Source organism: Streptomyces sp. PTL18 (assembly GCF_059510295.1).
This window is the reverse complement of the sequence record NZ_JCAJZO010000008.1, coordinates 55,356-71,333: the sequence shown is the minus strand read 5'-3', so window position 1 is coordinate 71,333 and position 15,978 is coordinate 55,356. Positions and strand designations below refer to the sequence as shown.

14 protein-coding genes and 2 pseudogenes are annotated in these 15,978 nt (G+C 71.2%); 7 read left to right on the top strand and 9 right to left on the bottom strand.

What is annotated here, in order from left to right:
* The first annotated feature begins 37 nt into the window (after positions 1-37).
* Positions 38-538, top strand: coding sequence for a type III secretion system chaperone family protein (locus AC5WS8_RS17410; RefSeq protein WP_496104305.1), 501 nt, complete (start codon positions 38-40; stop codon positions 536-538).
* A 100-nt stretch (positions 539-638) separates the two neighbouring features.
* Here AC5WS8_RS17410 and AC5WS8_RS17405 read toward each other — a convergent pair whose 3' ends face one another.
* A complete protein-coding gene (locus tag AC5WS8_RS17405) occupies positions 639-1,892 on the bottom strand; it encodes an MDR family MFS transporter (RefSeq protein WP_496104304.1) in 1,254 nt (417 codons plus the stop codon).
* A 196-nt stretch (positions 1,893-2,088) separates the two neighbouring features.
* Here AC5WS8_RS17405 and AC5WS8_RS17400 point away from each other — a divergent pair, with 196 nt between their 5' ends.
* Entirely contained in the window at positions 2,089-2,850 is a 762-nt protein-coding gene (locus AC5WS8_RS17400; RefSeq protein ID WP_496104303.1) for a phosphoglyceromutase, read from the top strand.
* 9 nt (positions 2,851-2,859) lie between these two features.
* Here AC5WS8_RS17400 and AC5WS8_RS17395 read toward each other — a convergent pair whose 3' ends face one another.
* Together AC5WS8_RS17395 and AC5WS8_RS17390 are read right to left on the bottom strand one after the other, a co-directional pair.
* On the bottom strand, positions 2,860-3,027 hold the full coding sequence (locus AC5WS8_RS17395) for a hypothetical protein (RefSeq protein WP_496104302.1): 168 nt from the start codon (positions 3,025-3,027) through the stop codon (positions 2,860-2,862).
* 197 nt (positions 3,028-3,224) lie between these two features.
* The gene (locus AC5WS8_RS17390) at positions 3,225-4,181 is read right to left on the bottom strand and encodes a GlxA family transcriptional regulator (RefSeq protein ID WP_496104301.1); all 957 of its coding nucleotides are present in this window, start codon (positions 4,179-4,181) and stop codon (positions 3,225-3,227) included.
* Between the two features lie 71 nt (positions 4,182-4,252).
* Between AC5WS8_RS17390 and AC5WS8_RS17385 the strand changes: the two genes are divergently transcribed.
* Positions 4,253-5,203: an NADP-dependent oxidoreductase gene (locus tag AC5WS8_RS17385; RefSeq protein WP_496104300.1), complete on the top strand. Its 951-nt coding sequence runs from the start codon at positions 4,253-4,255 to the stop codon at positions 5,201-5,203.
* Between the two features lie 338 nt (positions 5,204-5,541).
* Here the strand turns inward: AC5WS8_RS17385 and AC5WS8_RS17380 are convergent.
* The 3 genes and pseudogenes from AC5WS8_RS17380 to AC5WS8_RS17370 all read right to left on the bottom strand — a co-directional run.
* Positions 5,542-5,736: pseudogene (locus AC5WS8_RS17380) on the bottom strand (site-specific integrase); the annotation flags it as partial.
* A 283-nt stretch (positions 5,737-6,019) separates the two neighbouring features.
* A complete protein-coding gene (locus AC5WS8_RS17375) occupies positions 6,020-7,159 on the bottom strand; it encodes a hypothetical protein (RefSeq protein ID WP_496104299.1) in 1,140 nt (379 codons plus the stop codon).
* Positions 7,160-7,480: 321 nt separating this feature from the next.
* Complete coding sequence (locus AC5WS8_RS17370; protein WP_496104298.1) at positions 7,481-7,966, bottom strand: carboxymuconolactone decarboxylase family protein; 486 nt, start codon at positions 7,964-7,966, stop codon at positions 7,481-7,483.
* A 171-nt stretch (positions 7,967-8,137) separates the two neighbouring features.
* On the opposite strand from AC5WS8_RS17370, the pseudogene AC5WS8_RS17365 reads away from it, so the two are divergent.
* Positions 8,138-9,077, top strand: a pseudogene (locus AC5WS8_RS17365) (RNA polymerase sigma-70 factor).
* Between the two features lie 66 nt (positions 9,078-9,143).
* On the opposite strand, the gene AC5WS8_RS17360 reads toward AC5WS8_RS17365, so the two are convergent.
* On the bottom strand, positions 9,144-10,517 hold the full coding sequence (locus AC5WS8_RS17360) for a S53 family peptidase (RefSeq protein ID WP_496104297.1): 1,374 nt from the start codon (positions 10,515-10,517) through the stop codon (positions 9,144-9,146).
* Positions 10,518-10,900: 383 nt separating this feature from the next.
* Between AC5WS8_RS17360 and AC5WS8_RS17355 the strand changes: the two genes are divergently transcribed.
* The 3 genes from AC5WS8_RS17355 (at position 10,901) to AC5WS8_RS17345 (ending at position 14,677) form a co-directional block, all read left to right on the top strand.
* Complete coding sequence (locus tag AC5WS8_RS17355; protein WP_496104296.1) at positions 10,901-11,719, top strand: class I SAM-dependent methyltransferase; 819 nt, start codon at positions 10,901-10,903, stop codon at positions 11,717-11,719.
* 231 nt (positions 11,720-11,950) lie between these two features.
* Complete coding sequence (locus tag AC5WS8_RS17350; protein ID WP_496104295.1) at positions 11,951-13,054, top strand: C40 family peptidase; 1,104 nt, start codon at positions 11,951-11,953, stop codon at positions 13,052-13,054.
* A gap of 288 nt (positions 13,055-13,342) precedes the next feature.
* Positions 13,343-14,677, top strand: coding sequence for a PP2C family protein-serine/threonine phosphatase (locus AC5WS8_RS17345; protein WP_496104294.1), 1,335 nt, complete (start codon positions 13,343-13,345; stop codon positions 14,675-14,677).
* A gap of 93 nt (positions 14,678-14,770) precedes the next feature.
* Here AC5WS8_RS17345 and AC5WS8_RS17340 read toward each other — a convergent pair whose 3' ends face one another.
* Entirely contained in the window at positions 14,771-15,112 is a 342-nt protein-coding gene (locus AC5WS8_RS17340) for a DUF2516 family protein (protein WP_200421102.1), read from the bottom strand.
* A gap of 156 nt (positions 15,113-15,268) precedes the next feature.
* Positions 15,269-15,919 (bottom strand): hypothetical protein, encoded by a 651-nt coding sequence (locus AC5WS8_RS17335; RefSeq protein WP_496104293.1) that lies wholly within the window; start codon positions 15,917-15,919, stop codon positions 15,269-15,271.
* Positions 15,920-15,978 lie beyond the last annotated feature (59 nt).

Genomic DNA, 15,978 nt, shown 5'->3' with positions numbered 1-15,978 from the left:
GCCCGCCCCGGCTGACGCCTCGCGTACGCTGCCTGGCATGTCCGATGAGCAGCGGGCCGCACAGGTCATCGAAGGGGTCCTGAAGGACGCCGAACTGGAGTGGGAGAGCCCGCGGTCGGGCTCGTACGTCGTGAAACTCCCCGGGACGCGCAAGCTGTCGACGACCGTCTCACTGATCGTCGGCAGGCACTCGCTGTCCCTCAACGCCTTCGTGATCCGCCACCCCGACGAGAACGAGCCGGCGGTGCACCGCTGGCTTCTGGAGCGCAACCTCAAGCTGTACGGGGTGAGTTACGCCGTCGACCCGCTCGGCGACATCTATCTCACCGGTCGGCTGCCGCTGGCAGCGGTCACCCCGGACGAGGTCGACCGGCTGCTCGGCTCGGTGCTGGAAGCGGCGGACGGCAGTTTCAACACCCTTCTGGAGCTGGGGTTCGCCTCCGCGATCCGCAAGGAGTACGCCTGGCGGGTGTCCCGCGGGGAGTCCACCCGCAACCTGGACGCGTTCAGCCACCTGACCCGGCAGCCCGAGGACTGACCTCCACGGGAGCATCCCTCCGGGCCCTGCTCCGCACGTCGTTCACCGCGGCCGGGAGCGCCCGCAGGCAGGTGGGCGGACGGTGACGCGGCGGCCCGCCTCAGGCCGCGCCGACCTCCGCCCCCGCTGTCTCCCTGTCCGCCCCCCGGGACTTCTCCTCCGTCTCGAGGCCGCGCATCAGCACCCCGTACCCGACACCGGCCACCGTGCCCACCCCCGCGCACAGGGCCCACAGCCATCCCGGCCCGAGCCGGTCGATGACGAGGCCGGACAGCAGCGGCGCAACCAGTGCGGCCACCGACCAGGACAGGGTGTACATGCCCTGGTAGCGGCCGCGCCCGTGCACCGGGGAGAGGCGTACGACGAGGCCGGTCTGGGTGGGCGCGTTGACGATCTCCGCGAGGGTCCACACGCACACCGTCAGTGCGAAGACACCGACCGACCCCGCGAAGGCGGTCAGCCCGAAGCCGTACCCCGCGAGGACCGACGACACCACCAGCAGCCGGCGCGGATCGCGGTGCTCGATGAAGCGGGTGACCGGGATCTGCAGCGCGACGATCAGCACGCCGTTGACGGCGATCGCCAGGCCGTAGTCCGCGGGCGAGAAGCCTGCCTCCCCCATGGCGACGGGCAGACCGACGGACCCCTGCTGGAAGACCAGCGCCACGAGGAAGGACAGCCCGACGACGCTCATGAATCGGCCGTCCCGCGCCACCGTCCCCAGGCTGACGCCGTCCGCCGTCTCCTTCGCCGTCCGCGCGGGCCGCGACTCGGGCAACTTGGCGAAGACGACGAGCGCGCAGACCAGCGTCATCCCCGCCTCGATCAGGAACCCGGCGAGATAGCTGAACTCGGCGATGAAACCCGCCGCCATGGAGGACACGGCGAAGCCGAGGTTGACCGCCCAGTAGTTCAGGGAGAAGGCGCGCACCCGGTCCTCGGGCCGCACGATGTCCGCCATCATCGCCTGGGCCGCGGGCCGGGACGCGTTGCTCGCCATGCCGACGAAGAAGGCGACGACGGCGATGGACACGGGATCCCGCACGAATCCGAGCAGCGCCACGGCCCCGGCGGTGGACGTCTGCGCGATCAGCAGCGTGGGCCGCCGCCCGAAGCGGTCGGCCAGCACACCGGCACCGAGGGAGGAGACGACCCCGCCGAGCCCGTTCAGCGAGGCGACGAGACCCGCGTACGAGGCGGAGTACCCGCGGTCCAGGGTCAGGTAGAGCGCCATGAAGGTGGCGACGAAGGCGCCGAGCCGATTGACCAGCGTGCTCGTCCACAGCCACCAGAACGCGCGGGGAAGCCCCGAGACGCTCTCGCGGGCGGCACGTCTGACGGCGGCGATCGACATGAGGTTCCCCCACGGACTCAGGCGTGTGTAAGCAGCTCGAACGGTGATCACAACTTACAGAGGCGGAGCGTGGAGCGGCCACTCGATTAACAGATGCCGTCAACTGCCGTACGGGGCCGGAACCGCCCGCCGCACGGCTGTCCGCCTGCCGGGCAGCCCGTACGAGGGGGCGAATGCGTGGATTACGCTCTGGGGCATGGCCGACGCACCGTACAAGCTGATCCTCCTCCGCCACGGCGAGAGCGAGTGGAACGCGAAGAACCTGTTCACCGGCTGGGTGGACGTCAACCTGAACGAGAAGGGCGAGAAGGAGGCGGTCCGCGGCGGTGAGCTGCTCAAGGACGCCGGCCTGCTGCCCGACGTGGTCCACACGTCCCTCCAGAAGCGCGCGATCCGCACCGCGCAGCTGGCACTGGAGGCCGCCGACCGTCACTGGATCCCGGTCCACCGCTCCTGGCGCCTGAACGAGCGCCACTACGGCGCCCTCCAGGGCAAGGACAAGGCGCAGACGCTTCAGGAGTTCGGCGAGGAGCAGTTCATGCTCTGGCGCCGCTCCTACGACGTGCCGCCGCCGCCGCTCGAGGACGGCGCGGAGTTCTCCCAGTCCGACGACCCTCGCTACGCGACGATCCCGCCGGAGCTGCGTCCTCGCACGGAGTGCCTGAAGGACGTCGTCGCCCGTATGCTCCCGTACTGGTACGACGGCATCGTCCCCGACCTCCTGGCCGGCCGCACGGTCCTGATCGCGGCCCACGGCAACAGCCTGCGTGCCCTGGTCAAGCACCTCGACGGCATCTCGGACGCCGACATCGCCGGCCTGAACATCCCGACGGGCATCCCGCTCTCCTACGAACTGGACGCCGACTTCAAGCCGGTCACCCCCGGCGGCACGTACCTCGACCCGGAGGCGGCCGCGGCGGCGATCGAGGCGGTCAAGAACCAGGGCAAGAAGAAGTAGGGTTGGCGATCATGCCTCCCACCTGCGCAGACGGCGCGAGTGGGAGGCATTTTCGTGCTCGTCCGCGCCGAGTACGCGTTCGGCCTCGGCGATCGTCTCGGGGCGGCTGAGCGGCTCCGGAACGGCTGCTCCCGGATCCCGGAGGGAAGGACGCAGCTCGGTGATCCAGCTCGCCATGGAACGACCGGTCTCCTTCCATACCGCTCATGCCCGGCTCACGCACCCGTGCCCGCGGCCGGCGCCTCCCGGCAGCTCTTGGGGTCACCTCGGAAGGTGGACACCGGTTCGCGGCGTTGTGCGGCGAATGTCATGGTCGCCGGTGCTGACCTTGGGAAGACCGGGCGGCCCCGCGATCGCACTGTACGTGAACAAGGTCAGCGGGCCTTCCGAAAGGTCCGCCGGTACGCCTGCGGGGACACCCCGATCGCCGCCTGCAGGTGCTGCCGCAGGGAGGCGCCGGTCGCGAAGCCGACCTCGGCGGCGATCCGGTCCACCGGCAGGTCGCTGGACTCCAGCAGGTGCCGGGCGCGGGCGAGGCGCTGCTGGATCAGCCAGCGGCCGGGACTGAGGCCCACCTCGTCGTTGAAGCGGCGGGCGAAGGTGCGCAGGCTCATCCGGGCGTGCCCGGCGAGGTCGGAGAGGGTGAGGGGCTCATCGAGGCGCTCCAGGGCCCAGACGCGGGTGGCGGCGGTGCTCGCGGCGCCGCTGACGGGCACCGGCTGCTCGATGTACTGCGCCTGGCCTCCGTCGCGGAACGGAGGCACAACACAGTGGCGGGCGACGGTGTTCGCCAGGTCGCTGCCGTGGTCGGTGCGGACGATGTGCAGGCAGACGTCGACGCCGGAGGCGGCTCCGGCCGAGGTGAGGATGCGGCCGTCGTCGACGAACAGGACGTCCGGGTCGAGCTCGACCTTGGGGTACCGGCTTCGGAACTCGTCGGCCGCCTGCCAGTGAGTGGTGGCCTTGCGGCCGTCGAGGAGCCCGGCCTCGGCGAGGATGAAGGCGGCGGTGCAGATGGAGACGATGCGCGCGTCCGGGCGGATGCGGGCGAGGGCGGCCGTGACCTCGTCGGGCAGTCGCGTCGGGATGTAGTCGGGCGGCATGGAGGTGACCACCACCGTGTCCGCCGTGTCGAGGGTCTCCGGGCCGTGCGCGACGCCGATCGTGAAGTCGGCGTTGGTGCGCACCGGCCGGCCGTCGACGGTGCAGGTCAGCACCTCGTAGCGGCCGTCGGCGGCGCCGAGGATGCGGCTGGGGATGCCCAGCTCGAAGGGGTAGACGCCGTCGAGCGCCAGGACGGCCACGCGCTCCGGTTCCCGCTTGCCACTCATGGCACGATCCTATCGAGTGTTGGCAATCATGCCGTTTCCGGGCCGGGCGGACCTTGGCAGGCTGGGTGACCATGAACGATGCGAACACGATGCGAGCCATCAGCCAGGACGTCCTCGGCGGTCCCGAGGTCCTGAGGGAAGTGCGGGTCGGGCGGCCCGCGCCGCGCCCGAACGAGGTGCTGGTCCGGGTGCGGGCCGCCGGGGTCAACCCCACCGACTGGAAGCACCGGGCCACCGGCGGTTTCCTGGGCGAGCCGCCGTTCGTCCTGGGCTGGGACCTCTCCGGCGAGGTCGCCGAGACCGGGATCGGCGTGGCCGCCTTCAAGCCCGGCGACGAGGTCTTCGGCTTGCTGCCCTACCCGTTCGGCCACGGCTCGCACGCCGAGTACGTCACCGTCCCGGCGCGCGCCCTGACGCACAAGCCGGCCTCGATCGACCACGTCCAGGCGGGCGCGCTGCCGCTGGTGTCGCTGACCGCGTGGCAGGCGCTGACGGAGTACGCCGATGTGCGCCCCGGGCAGCGGGTGCTGGTCCATGCGGCGGCCGGCGGGTTGGGGCACGTCGCCGTGCAGATCGCCAAGGCGCGCGGCGCGTACGTGATCGGTACGGCGAGCGCGGGCAAGCACGACTTCCTGCGGGAGATCGGCGTGGACGAGCCGATCGACTACCGGTCCACCGACGTGACGGAGGCCGTCCGGGACGTCGACGTCGTCCTGGACACGCTCGGCGGTGAGACGTCGGTGCGGTCGCTGCGGGTGCTGCGTCCCGGGGGGATCGTGGTGTCGGTCCTGCCGGTCGGCCCGCCGGAGTTCTACGAGGAGGCCGAGCGGCTGGGCGTGCGGGCGGTGCGGATGCTGGTGGAAGCCGACCGGGCCGGGATGGAGGCGGTCGCGGAGCTGGTGGAGTCGGGGAAGCTGAAGGCGACGATCGCGGGGACCTTCCCGCTGGCCGATGCCGCCAAGGCGCACGATCTGGGCGACACCGGCCGGACGACGGGCAAGCTGGTGCTGCTGGTCGACTGACCGGGGCTCAGAAGGTGAGTCCGGGTCGCCACTTCACGTGGTGGCGACCCGGTCGCCCTCGTTCTTTCGTGGCGCCGCGCAGCGCGAGCACCTGCGGGTTCACGCCATCCGCTACCGCGACAGCCTCGCACTCGCAGCGTGATCACCGTCCCTCAAACAGAGCCGCACCCATCCGCCCAGCCGCGGGTCAGTTGAGGTGCCCGCCGTGCTGACCAGCGCCAAAAACGGGGCGGTCGAAACCCAGGGCAAGAAGAAGTAAGCCTCACCGGTCAAGCCCCCTGCCTGCGGGTTCTCCGCCGGGAGGGGGCTTTTCGCCGCCTCTGGGCCGTCTCTGGGCGTCAGGTGCCGGAGGGGGCCGACCGGGCCGTGTCGAAGACGGTGGCCACAGCGTTGCGGGTGTGCTCCCGGCTCGACGGCATGAGATGGGCGTACACGCGGAGCGTCAGGCCCGGGTCGGTGTGGCCGAGGGACTCGGCGAGGGCCTTGATGTTCTCTCCGGCGGCCAGGAGCACCGAGGCGTGGAAGTGGCGGAGCATTTCGCCCCGCCGGAGGCCGCGGCCGCCGCCCAGGTCGACCATGGCCCGGTACCGCTCAGGCATGCCGGCCCGGACGGCGAAGACCCGTCCCCGCTTCCAGGGGCGATGCGCCGGTTGCCCACGGCGCGTGGTCGAGGGCGTGTGGGGCGACGGCAGACGGGACGGGAACAGGGAGGGTGGCGGGTTGAGGAGGTGGCGAGGTCCAGCGATCCTCTTCGTCACGGTGCGCCGGGGTCTTGAACGGTGCGCCCGGATGCCCGCCGGGTTTGCGGCGTGAGGGTCAGCCGACGCAGCCGGTGACGATGACGAGGCTGCCGGCACAGTTGGTGGGGATGTTGTACCGGATCTCCGACTGGTTCACCGTGAACTGGGTGTCGGTGTACACGCCGCCCGGCGCGACGGTGGAGGCGTTCCTGTCCACCTCGCTGTGATCGAGCGTCACGTTACCGCCGCTGTTGTAGATGCCGCCGCCCTGTGAAGTACCGCCACCGTTCGCGCTGTTGTGGTCGACCGAGCTGTCCTGCAGCACCAGGGTGCCCCCGGCTTCGTAAATGCCGCCGCCCTCGCTGCCGGAGCCTCGTGCGACGTTGCCGACGACCCTGGTCTTGATGAGCGTCAGCGAGGCTCCGTTCCAGATTCCGCCACCGGTGGAGCCCGCGGTGGTGTTGTCAAGGATCTTGCTGTTGACGAACTGCGCGGTGCCACCGTCGAGGTCGATGGCGCCGCCGTCGCTGCCCGAGGTGTTGTTCTTCAGGGTCGTGTCGCGGTAGACCGAGTCACCGCTCTCGTGGTCGATGGCCCCGCCATAGGAGGCGGCGAAGTTGCCGGTGAACTCGACGCCGTCGGTGGTGACGGTACCGTCCGACTGCATGCCTCCGCCGATGCTGCCCGAGGTGTTGGAGGTGAATTCGCTGCGGGTGATGTTCGCCGTGGCTCCGGACTCGACATCGACGCCGCCTCCCTCGCTGCCGGCGGTGTTGTTGTCGAGGGTGACGTCGCTGAGCTTCAGCTTGCCGGAGCCGTCGACGAGGACGCCTCCCCCGTCCCCGGGGGCGTTGCCGCCGCGGATCGTGAGGTCGTCGAGCCGGAGGTCACCGGTGGAGGTGACGTGGAAGATGCGGAAGAGGGCGGCCGTTTGCCACTCACGGACGATGGTGGAGTCACGGCCCTCGATGGTGAGTTGCTTGTCGATGGGGGGCAGTCCGTCGTCGCCGGCGTAGGCGGTGGTCAGGCGGTAGGTGCAGCGGCGGGCGAGGACGAGCGTGGATCCCGCCGGCGCCGTGGCGATCGCGGTGGTCAGGGCCGTGGTGCCGCATGGCACCGCGATGCCCGATCCTCCCGCGACGGCCGGTACCGCGCTCACGCCGTTGACCACCATCGTGGCCAGGACAGCGACGCCGGACAGTGTGGTGTATCGCATGGCTCTCCTTGAAGTGCAGGCACCTTCGGAGCACGGACGGCCCCTCGTCCGCGTCCCGGACACTGGGAGCAAAGCCCCCTCCCGCACCTCTCCCAGTGAGCCGCCACCCCACCTCACCCAGGCACAGCAGAAAATACGGCCAAGTAGCTGAATCCATCGCCCGACAGGGTTGCAAGACGACGGCACTTCCCCGTCACACCCTCCCGGCGAGCAGTGTGACGCCGGGCCCGGCCGCCGGCCGGGCCCGGGGCTCGTGTCGCTGACATCGGCACGGCCCGGCCCTGGTCCGTCGGCCCGGGTCGGGCCCGATTCGTCCGGCGATCAGTTGAGCGCGGCGGCGAACATGCCCGGCTCGTAGGAGCCTCCCCGCTGGTGCACGATCACGGCCAGCCGGTTGGCCGCGTTGATCAGGGCGACCAGGCAGACCAGCGCGGCGATCTGGTCGTCGTCGTAGTGCTTGCGCACCTGGGCCCAGGTCTCGTCGGACACGCCGTGCTGCGCGTCGGCGAGCCGGGTGCCCTCTTCGGCGAGCGCCAGCGCGGCCCGTTCGGCCTCGGTGAACACGGTGGACTCGCGCCAGGCGGCGACCAGGTTGAGCCGGACCGCGGTTTCGCCGGCGGCCGCGGCCTCCTTGGTGTGCATGTCGATGCACCAACCGCAGCCGTTGATCTGGCTGGCGCGCAGCGACACGAGCTCCTGCGTGGACCTGGGCAGCGGCGACTGGTGGATCACCAGGCCCGCGTTGGCGAACCGCTTGAAGAACTTGGCGGCGACGTCGTTGTCGAACATGTTGAACCGAGCGTCCATGACTTCGTCCTCACTCGTGGTGTCGCGGGTACGGACACGAGATGCCGGTGGCCCGCCGCTTGTGACGGGGATGAGGTGTGACGCGGGCCACTTCCCGCGGGTGTCACAAAGCCGCCGGGACCGGCGTCCTGTGCGCGTAGGTAGTCGAGAGCGAACAGGCGGGAGCAGCCGGTGGACAGCGAGCACAGCGAGCGCACGGAGGACACGGCCGGACGGCTCGCCGGCGGTGGCCGCACGGACCCCGCCACCGAGGTGTTCGTCGCCCATCGCAACCTGCTGTTCAGTCGCCTACGAGATGCTCGGCTCGGCCGCCGACGCGGAGGACGTCCTGCAGGAGACCTGGCTGCGGTGGGCGGGTGTCGATCTCGGCACGGTCCGGGACCAGCGGGCCTACCTGGTCCGGATCACCACCCGCCAGGCGCTGAGCCGGCTGCGCACGCTCGGCCGCCGCAGGGAGTCCTACGTCGGTCCCTGGTTGCCCGAGCCGTTGCTGACCGCGCCGGACGTGGCCGAGGACATCGAGTTGGCCGACAGTGTCTCGATGGCGATGCTGCTGGTGCTGGAGACGCTCACGCCGACCGAGCGGGCGGTGTTCGTGCTGCGCGAGGTGTTCGATCTCGGGTACGAGGAGATCGCCGAAGCCGTCGAGAAGAGCCCGGCCGCGATCCGCCAGATCGCGCACCGGGCACGGTCCCACGTCGCGGCACGCCGGCCGCGCGGGATCGTCTCCCCGGCCGAGACCCGAGACGCGCTCGATGCCTTCCGACGGGCCGTGGAAACGGGGGATCTGCAAAGCCTGTGCGACATCCTGGCGCCGGACGTCGTCCTCATGGGTGACGGTGGCGGAGTCAAGCAGGCCGTCCTGCGGCCCGTGGTGGGGGCGGACAAGGTCGCCCGCCTGCTGGTCGGTGGGCTGGGCAAGGTGGCCGCCGCGGTGTCGATGCGGCCGGCTCAGGTCAACGGCCACCCGGCGCTGATCGTCCGGCTCGACGGCGAGCTCGACACCGTCATGGCGGTGCGCATGGACGACGGTCTCGTCACCGGGCTCTACGCCGTGCGCAATCCGGAGAAGCTGTCCCGCATGCGGCGGGAGACCGCCCTGCGCCGCTGAGCGGGCGGCCCGGGTGCGCACCCGGGCCGCCCGCTGCCCGCCGAGCCGGAAGCCGGCGCCGTGGCGTCAGCCGCGGCGGCTCGCCCGGGCGAGGGCCTCCACGAAGCGCAGGGCGTCCACCGTGCCCACGCCCGTGGCCATGTCGTAGCCGTTGACGGCCGTGTAGCCGGTGACGCCTTCGTAGCTGTTGTTCGTGCCGTCGTTGACGTCGACGATCCCGGTGCCCCTGTGCTTGGACAGGGTGTACAGCGCCTTGTTGATGTTGCCCACCCGGTGGCCGGCCGCCTGGTCGGCGAGGGCGACGACGCCGGAGAAGAGCGGGCTGGCCTCGCTGGTGCCGCCGGAGACGTCCCAGCCGGTGGCGGTCGGGTCGAAGCTGGAGTAGACCCAGGCGCCCCCGTTGACCGCGGCGGCCATCGAGATGTCCGGGGTGCCGCGGCGGGTGCCGACGACGCTCTTCACACCGTTCTGGAAGGCGGGGCGGGAGAAGACGTGCGACTGGCCGCCGCCGCCCGCGCCGTAGTCGTTGTAGACGCTGTCCGGCTTGACGCGCCGCCCCTTGTCGTTCAGGTGGAGCTGGGTGCCACCGATGGAGGTGACCAGCGGGTCCGAGGACGGCCAGGAGTTGACGCGCTTCTTGTAGTAGGTCTTGCCGTCCGCCTCCATGTCCGTGGCGCCGCCGTCACCGGAGGAGGCGAGGACCGTCACGTGCTTGCGGTTGGCGTCCCGGAAGGCGTAACGCAGGTTCCTGATGCTGGAGAAGTCGCCCTTGTCGAAGCCCGGGAACGTGTTCTCCGTGGCGCCGAAGCTCTGGCTGATGACATCGCCGACCCCATGGTCGATCAGGTACTTCTCGGCGTTCATCATCTCCGGGAGCCCGGTGGTGCCCTCGGTCTCGGAGACCGCCGTCTCCACCAGGACGATCTTGGCGTCGGGCGCCACGGCGTGGGCCATCTCCACGTCCAGGGACGTCTCGCCGGCCCAGCCGGCCATGTCCCGGTTCTTCGGGTCGAAGCGGGGCACCTTGCCCCACTTGACCACCTTGACCTTGGTGCTGGGCAGGCCGAACTGCTTGCTGTAGACGTCGAGGTCGTGCTGGACGGTCGGGGACCCGAACGAGTCGACGATGACGATGGTGCGGCCCTTGCCTGTGATGCCCTTCCGGTACAGCGCGTTGAGGTTGTACGCGGTGCGGTACTGGAGCGGGTTGTAGCAGGCGATGTGCCACTTGGCCTGGCACTGCTCGCTGGAGAGCGGGCTGGCCACACCATGGACGAGTGTGTGCCCGGCGACGGCCGGGACCGCCTTGGTGTGCGGTACGGCGGCGGGCGCGGCGGTGGTGACGCCGGCCGGCGAAGCGGTCGCCAGCGCGGCGACGGCGAGGGCGGCGGTGGCGGCCGTGGAAGCCGCGACACCCCGCCCGGTACGGGCTGTGGGCATGAATCCCCCCTGAGTGGTCCGGAGTCGTACGAACTGAGTCGTACGAAGTGGAGTCGCACGAACTGGAGTCGTACGAAGTGGTCTCCGCACATCCCACCCAGTGAGTCATGCACAGGACAAGATCGTTGAACCGTAGATGTCGAATCCTTTACCGGCCGGGGGGACAGCCCTGACCGAGTCGGCCGCCGCGCGGAGGCGCGAGCGGTGGTGCCGACCGCGCAGGCGGTGGCCCGACCGCGCAGGGTTTCCAGGAGGGCATCCGCACTCAGCTCACCGCCGCTCCCCACGCTCGGCACTGAGCTCGCCATGCGCTCGTCACCCGCCGCACCAGGGTTGTCCACAGGCCGCCAGGCGGTCCGGCCCGGCCCCTTACTCTCGTAGTCATGTCAACCCGCGTCGCGTCCCGCCCCGTGGGTACGGTGACGCGCGGGACCACCAATCCGAATCGACTGCGCCGGATGGATCGCTGGATCGCAGCGGCCCATGGGGCCGAACTTCGTCGTGCGGCGGAGCCCGTGGCCGTCGACCTCGGGTACGGGGCCGCGCCCTGGACCGCGGTCGAACTGCTGCGACGACTGCGTGCCGCCGCGCCCCGAACCCGGGTCGTGGGGGTGGAGATCGAGCCCGCCCGGGTCGCGGCCGCGCTGCCGTACGCCCGTGAGGGGCTGGTCTTCCGGCACGGCGGGTTCGAGGTGCCCGTGCCGGGGCGGCCGTCACTCATCCGGGCGGCGAACGTCCTGCGGCAGTACGAGGAGGGCGAGGTCGCCGCCGTGTGGGAGCGGCTGTGCGCCCGGCTCGCCCCCGCCGACCCGACGTCCGGCTCCCGTGGCGGGCTGCTCGTCGAGGGCACGTGCGACGAGATCGGCCGCCGTCATGTGTGGGTCGCCCTCGGCCCCGAGGGCCCGCGCAGCGTGACGTTCGCCACCCGACTGGGTTCCCTGGACCGCCCGTCCGACCTGGCCGAGCGCCTGCCGAAGGCGCTCATCCACCGCAACGTCCCGGGCGAGCCCGTGCACGCCTTCCTGCACGACTTCGACCGCGCCTGGGCCGCCGCCGCGCCCTACGCCGCGTACGGCGCGCGCCAGCGCTGGATACGCAGCGTCCGCCTGCTGAGGGCGGACTGGCCGGTCACCGACGGCCCGGCGCGCTGGCGTCAGGGAGAAGTCACCGTGGCCTGGGGGGCCTTGGCGCCCCTCGCATGACCCCTGCCGGACCTGCGGGGAACGATCTTCCGGAGTCCTTCGTCACACTCGCGGGAAGATCTCCGTACGCGGGCCGACGGCAGGGAAGGGAGATCGTCGTACGAGGTGCGGCAGGTGGGGGACTTTTCCGCACGGACGGGTCCCGCCTCTGGGACTTTGCGCTCCGGCGTGGCACGATCCCCGGACGTCCCGTAGGTTACTGACGGTAAATCAGCTTTTTGGGGGCGAAGTATGGGATCCGGGAAGCGGACCCTGATCACGGCGGCCATCGCTCTGGCCTGCACGGTCACCGTGCTGGGCACCCCGGGCGCGGCGTACGCGAGCTCGGCGCGGCCGGCCCCGAGACCCACCTCGTCCGACGGCTCGGACACGGCCACGGCCGACGCGCCGGTCTCCGACGCGGCTCTGGAAGCGCTCCGCAGGGAGCTGGACGTGCTGTACCACGACGCGGCGGTCGCCACCGACGCCTACGACGCGGCCGAGGAGAAGACCGAGAAGCAGTCGTCGCAGATCGTCCGGCTGGCCCGGGAGATCGTCAAGGGGCAGGAGCGGCTGACCGAGTTGAAGGACCGCGCGGGCGCCGCGGCCCGCGCCCAGTACCGCGGCGGCGGCCTGCCGCCCGAGATGCGGCTCTGGCTGAGCCGCGACCCCCAGGAGTTCTTGGACGACGCCGGCACGATCCGCCAGGGGGAACACGCGACCACCGGACTGATCGCCGAATTGACACGCACACAGGAGGACTTGAAGCAGTACGCGAGCGACGCCGCCGACGAGTGGAAGAGGCTCGACGCCAACCGCAGGGCCAAGGCGGAGGCCAAGAAGGAGATCGAGAAGCAGATCACCGCGGCCGAGAAGCTGCAGTCCCGGCTGAAGAAGCAGGAGCGGGAGCGGCTGCAGAAGCTGGAGGACGAGGCCGCCCACCAGGCACAGACCACCTGGCTCGACTCCGGAATACTGCAGGAGGTTCGCGGCAAAGCCTCTGAAGCGGGGCAGAAGGCCGTGCGGTTCGCGACCGACCAGATCGGCAAACCGTACGTATGGGGAGCGGAAGGACCGACGTCGTACGACTGCTCGGGGCTGACCTCCCAGGCCTGGGCCGCGGCCGGCGACCCCATCCCCCGCACCTCTCAGGAGCAGTGGAAGCAGCTCAAGCACGTGGACATCAAGGACATGCGCCCCGGAGACCTGATCATCTACTTCTCCGACGCCAGCCATGTGGCGATGTACATCGGCGACGGCGCGATCGTCCACGCCCCGCGCCCGGGACGGACGGTGACGATCGCGGGCGCGGGGTCCATGCCGATCCTGGGGGTGGTACGACCGGATGCCGACTGACGACGGGCGCCGGCCGAAAGAGAGACGTGTCATGGCGTGACCCGCCCCACGTGACGCGGCCCACCCTCGCACCGGCCGAAACCCGCGCGGGACGTGACATTCGTCATCTTCGCCGGGACGGTCCCGTGTCCAACTGAGGTAGGCGATGCGGCATATGACGCTGGCCGGTTCCACCACCTCCCTCCCTCGGGCATTCCATTGCGGCCTCGGCTACCGCTATGGTCCCCGTCGGTGGGTCGAGTCCCTCGTCCCGCCGTGCCCTCGGGGGGAGGGAAGGAACCGAAGACGATGCCCGTACCCGTGCCGCGGCCCCGAGCGATCCCGGCCGTGGAGGGTGGTCAGGCTCAAGCCGCGTCCCTGCCCGGCGCTCAGACCGCACAGGGGCCGTCCGCCCGTGCCAAGGCCCAGAACGACACGCTCACCCTGCTCGTGATCGAGGACGATCCGGCCGGTTCGCCGATCGTGCCCGAGATGCTCGACGCGGCGGGCCGCCCCATACGGCTGCGCACCGCCCGCAACCTCACCGAGGCCGAGCGGCTGCTCACCGACGACGTCCACTGCATCCTGCTGGACCTCGCCCTGCCCGCCCCCGGCCGTGCGGCCGAGGAGAACGACGAGCTGGCCGTGCTGCGGCACGTCCTGCAGCTCGCGCCCCGCCATGCCGTGCTCGCGCTCACCGCGTCCGGTGACGCCGAGCGCGGTGCCGAGGCCGTGCGCGTGGGCGCCCAGGACTACCTCTTCCGCGAGGAGCTGGACGGGCGGCTGTTGAGCCGTGCGATCCGGTACGCGGTGGAGCGCAAGCGGTCCGACACGGCCGAACGGCGGCTGACCGAGTCCAGGCTGCGCGCGCAGGAGAACGCCCGCCTGGAGCGCGGCCTGCTGCCCACGCCGCTGCTCGAGGGGTCCCCGCTGCGGTTCGCGGCCCGCTACCGGCCCGGCCGTTCGCGTGCCCTGCTCGGCGGCGACTTCTACGACACGGTGCGCACACCGGACGGCACGGTGCACGCGATGATCGGCGACGTCTGCGGACACGGCCCGGACGAGGCGGCGCTCGGCGTGGAGCTGCGCATCGCCTGGCGTGCGCTGACACTGGCGGGGCTGTGCGGGGACGAACTGCTGTCCACACTGCAGCAGGTCCTGGAGCACGAGCGGGACAACGACGAGATCTTCGCCACCCTCTGCACGGTGGACATCGCACCGGACGGCCGTCGCGCCGGGCTGTGCCTGGCCGGCCACCCGGCCCCGCTGATCGCCCGCCCGCCCCTCCCCCACGCCCGCGGCTCCGCTCGAGCAGGGGGAAGCCCCATCGCCGAACTGCTGCCGTACGACAACAACGGCCCCGCGCTCGGCCTGCTGCCGGGTGCGCGCTGGCCGCGGATGCAGGTGGAGCTGGGACCGGTCTGGAGCCTGATGCTCTACACCGACGGACTGATCGAGGGACGGGTCGGGCAGGACGGGGAGCGCCTGGGCCAGGACGGCATGGTGGAACTGGTCCGCCGTCGGCTGGCCGAGGGCCTGACCGGCGAGGAACTGCTGCGCGCGACGGTCAACGAGGTCCGCGACCTCAACGGAGGGGAGCTGGCCGACGACGTGGCGGTGGTCCTGCTCGACCGGGCGCCGTGACCCACAGCGGCGGACGGACCGGGTCGCGACGGACCGGCCGGGCCGCGGCGGACCGACCGCCGTCGCAGCACGGTCCCTGCGGACAGCCCGCGCCTACCGCCCGCCGTTGTACGGCCCGTACGGACCGTCGCTGCTGCTCCCCCGGCGGCGACGGCCCCAGCCGCCGCCCGAGACCTGCTTGAGGGCGGGGCGGACGTCCACGAAGAAGACGATCGTGGCGACGAGGCCGGCGAGCTGCAGGAAGAGCATCGGCACGAACAGGTTCACCGCGACCGCGATACCGAGGATGATCAGCCAGAAGCCCTTGTTCTGCTTGTCGGCGGCGCGGTACGCGTCCTCCCGGTACAGCACGGCCATCGCCAGCGCCACCACGGCGAGCACCAGCATGGCGGTGAAGAGCAGCCACATCAGGCCGCCGAATGCCGTCATCAGCACAATGCCCACCACCCGAGTCGAGTCGTCTCCAGAGCCAACCGTACCCGTGTCCGGCTGCCGCGTACCCGTACAACGGGCCGGGCACCTCGGAAGTGCCCGGCCCGTCGTCCGTCATCCGTCATCCGTCACGCGGCTCCCGCCGGAGTCGCGTGTGCCTCACTTGGCCGGGGGCGTGGTCTTCTTCGCCACCGGCTTGCGGGCCGCCGGGGCGGCCTTCTTCGCCACCGGCTTCGGAGCGGCCTCGCCATTGTTCTCGGGCTCGGCCGGCTTCGGCTCGGCCCTGACCTCTTCCGGCTCGGGCTTGCCCTCGACGGCGATGGCCAGTTCCTCGATCTCCTCGGCGGCCCCGCCGCGCCAGGTCTTCACGGCCTGCTCGCCGTGCTCGGCGACCTTCTCGTAGGTCTCGCGGGCCTTGACCGCGTACTCGGCGGCCACGCCCACACCCCGCAGCGCGAGGTCCTGGGCGCTCTCGCCGAGCTTCTTCAGGTCGGCGTCCAGGCTGCTGCCGAACTTCTTGAGGTCCGAGTCGAGGCTGCCCAGGAACTCGCCCACCTTGGCCTGGATGGTCGACTGCGTCTCCTTGACGCGGGCGCCGGCCTCCTTGGCGCGGGCCGCGGCCTTCTCCTGGACCGCCTTCGGGTCGGTGTTGCGGACGGCCTCGATACGGGCCGGGGCCTCGGCGCGCAGCTGCTCGACCAGCGCCGGAACCTTCTTGGCCTGCTTCAGGGCCAGATCGGCGGTGCCGGCGGCGAAGTAGAGCGGGGTGGGGTCGCTGAGGGTCTTGCGCAGGTCGTCGGTGATGGCCATGGGATGGTCCTCCCGTTTTCGGCTTCGGTTGAGGGTTTTGGGGCGGTCCGCGGGACGTC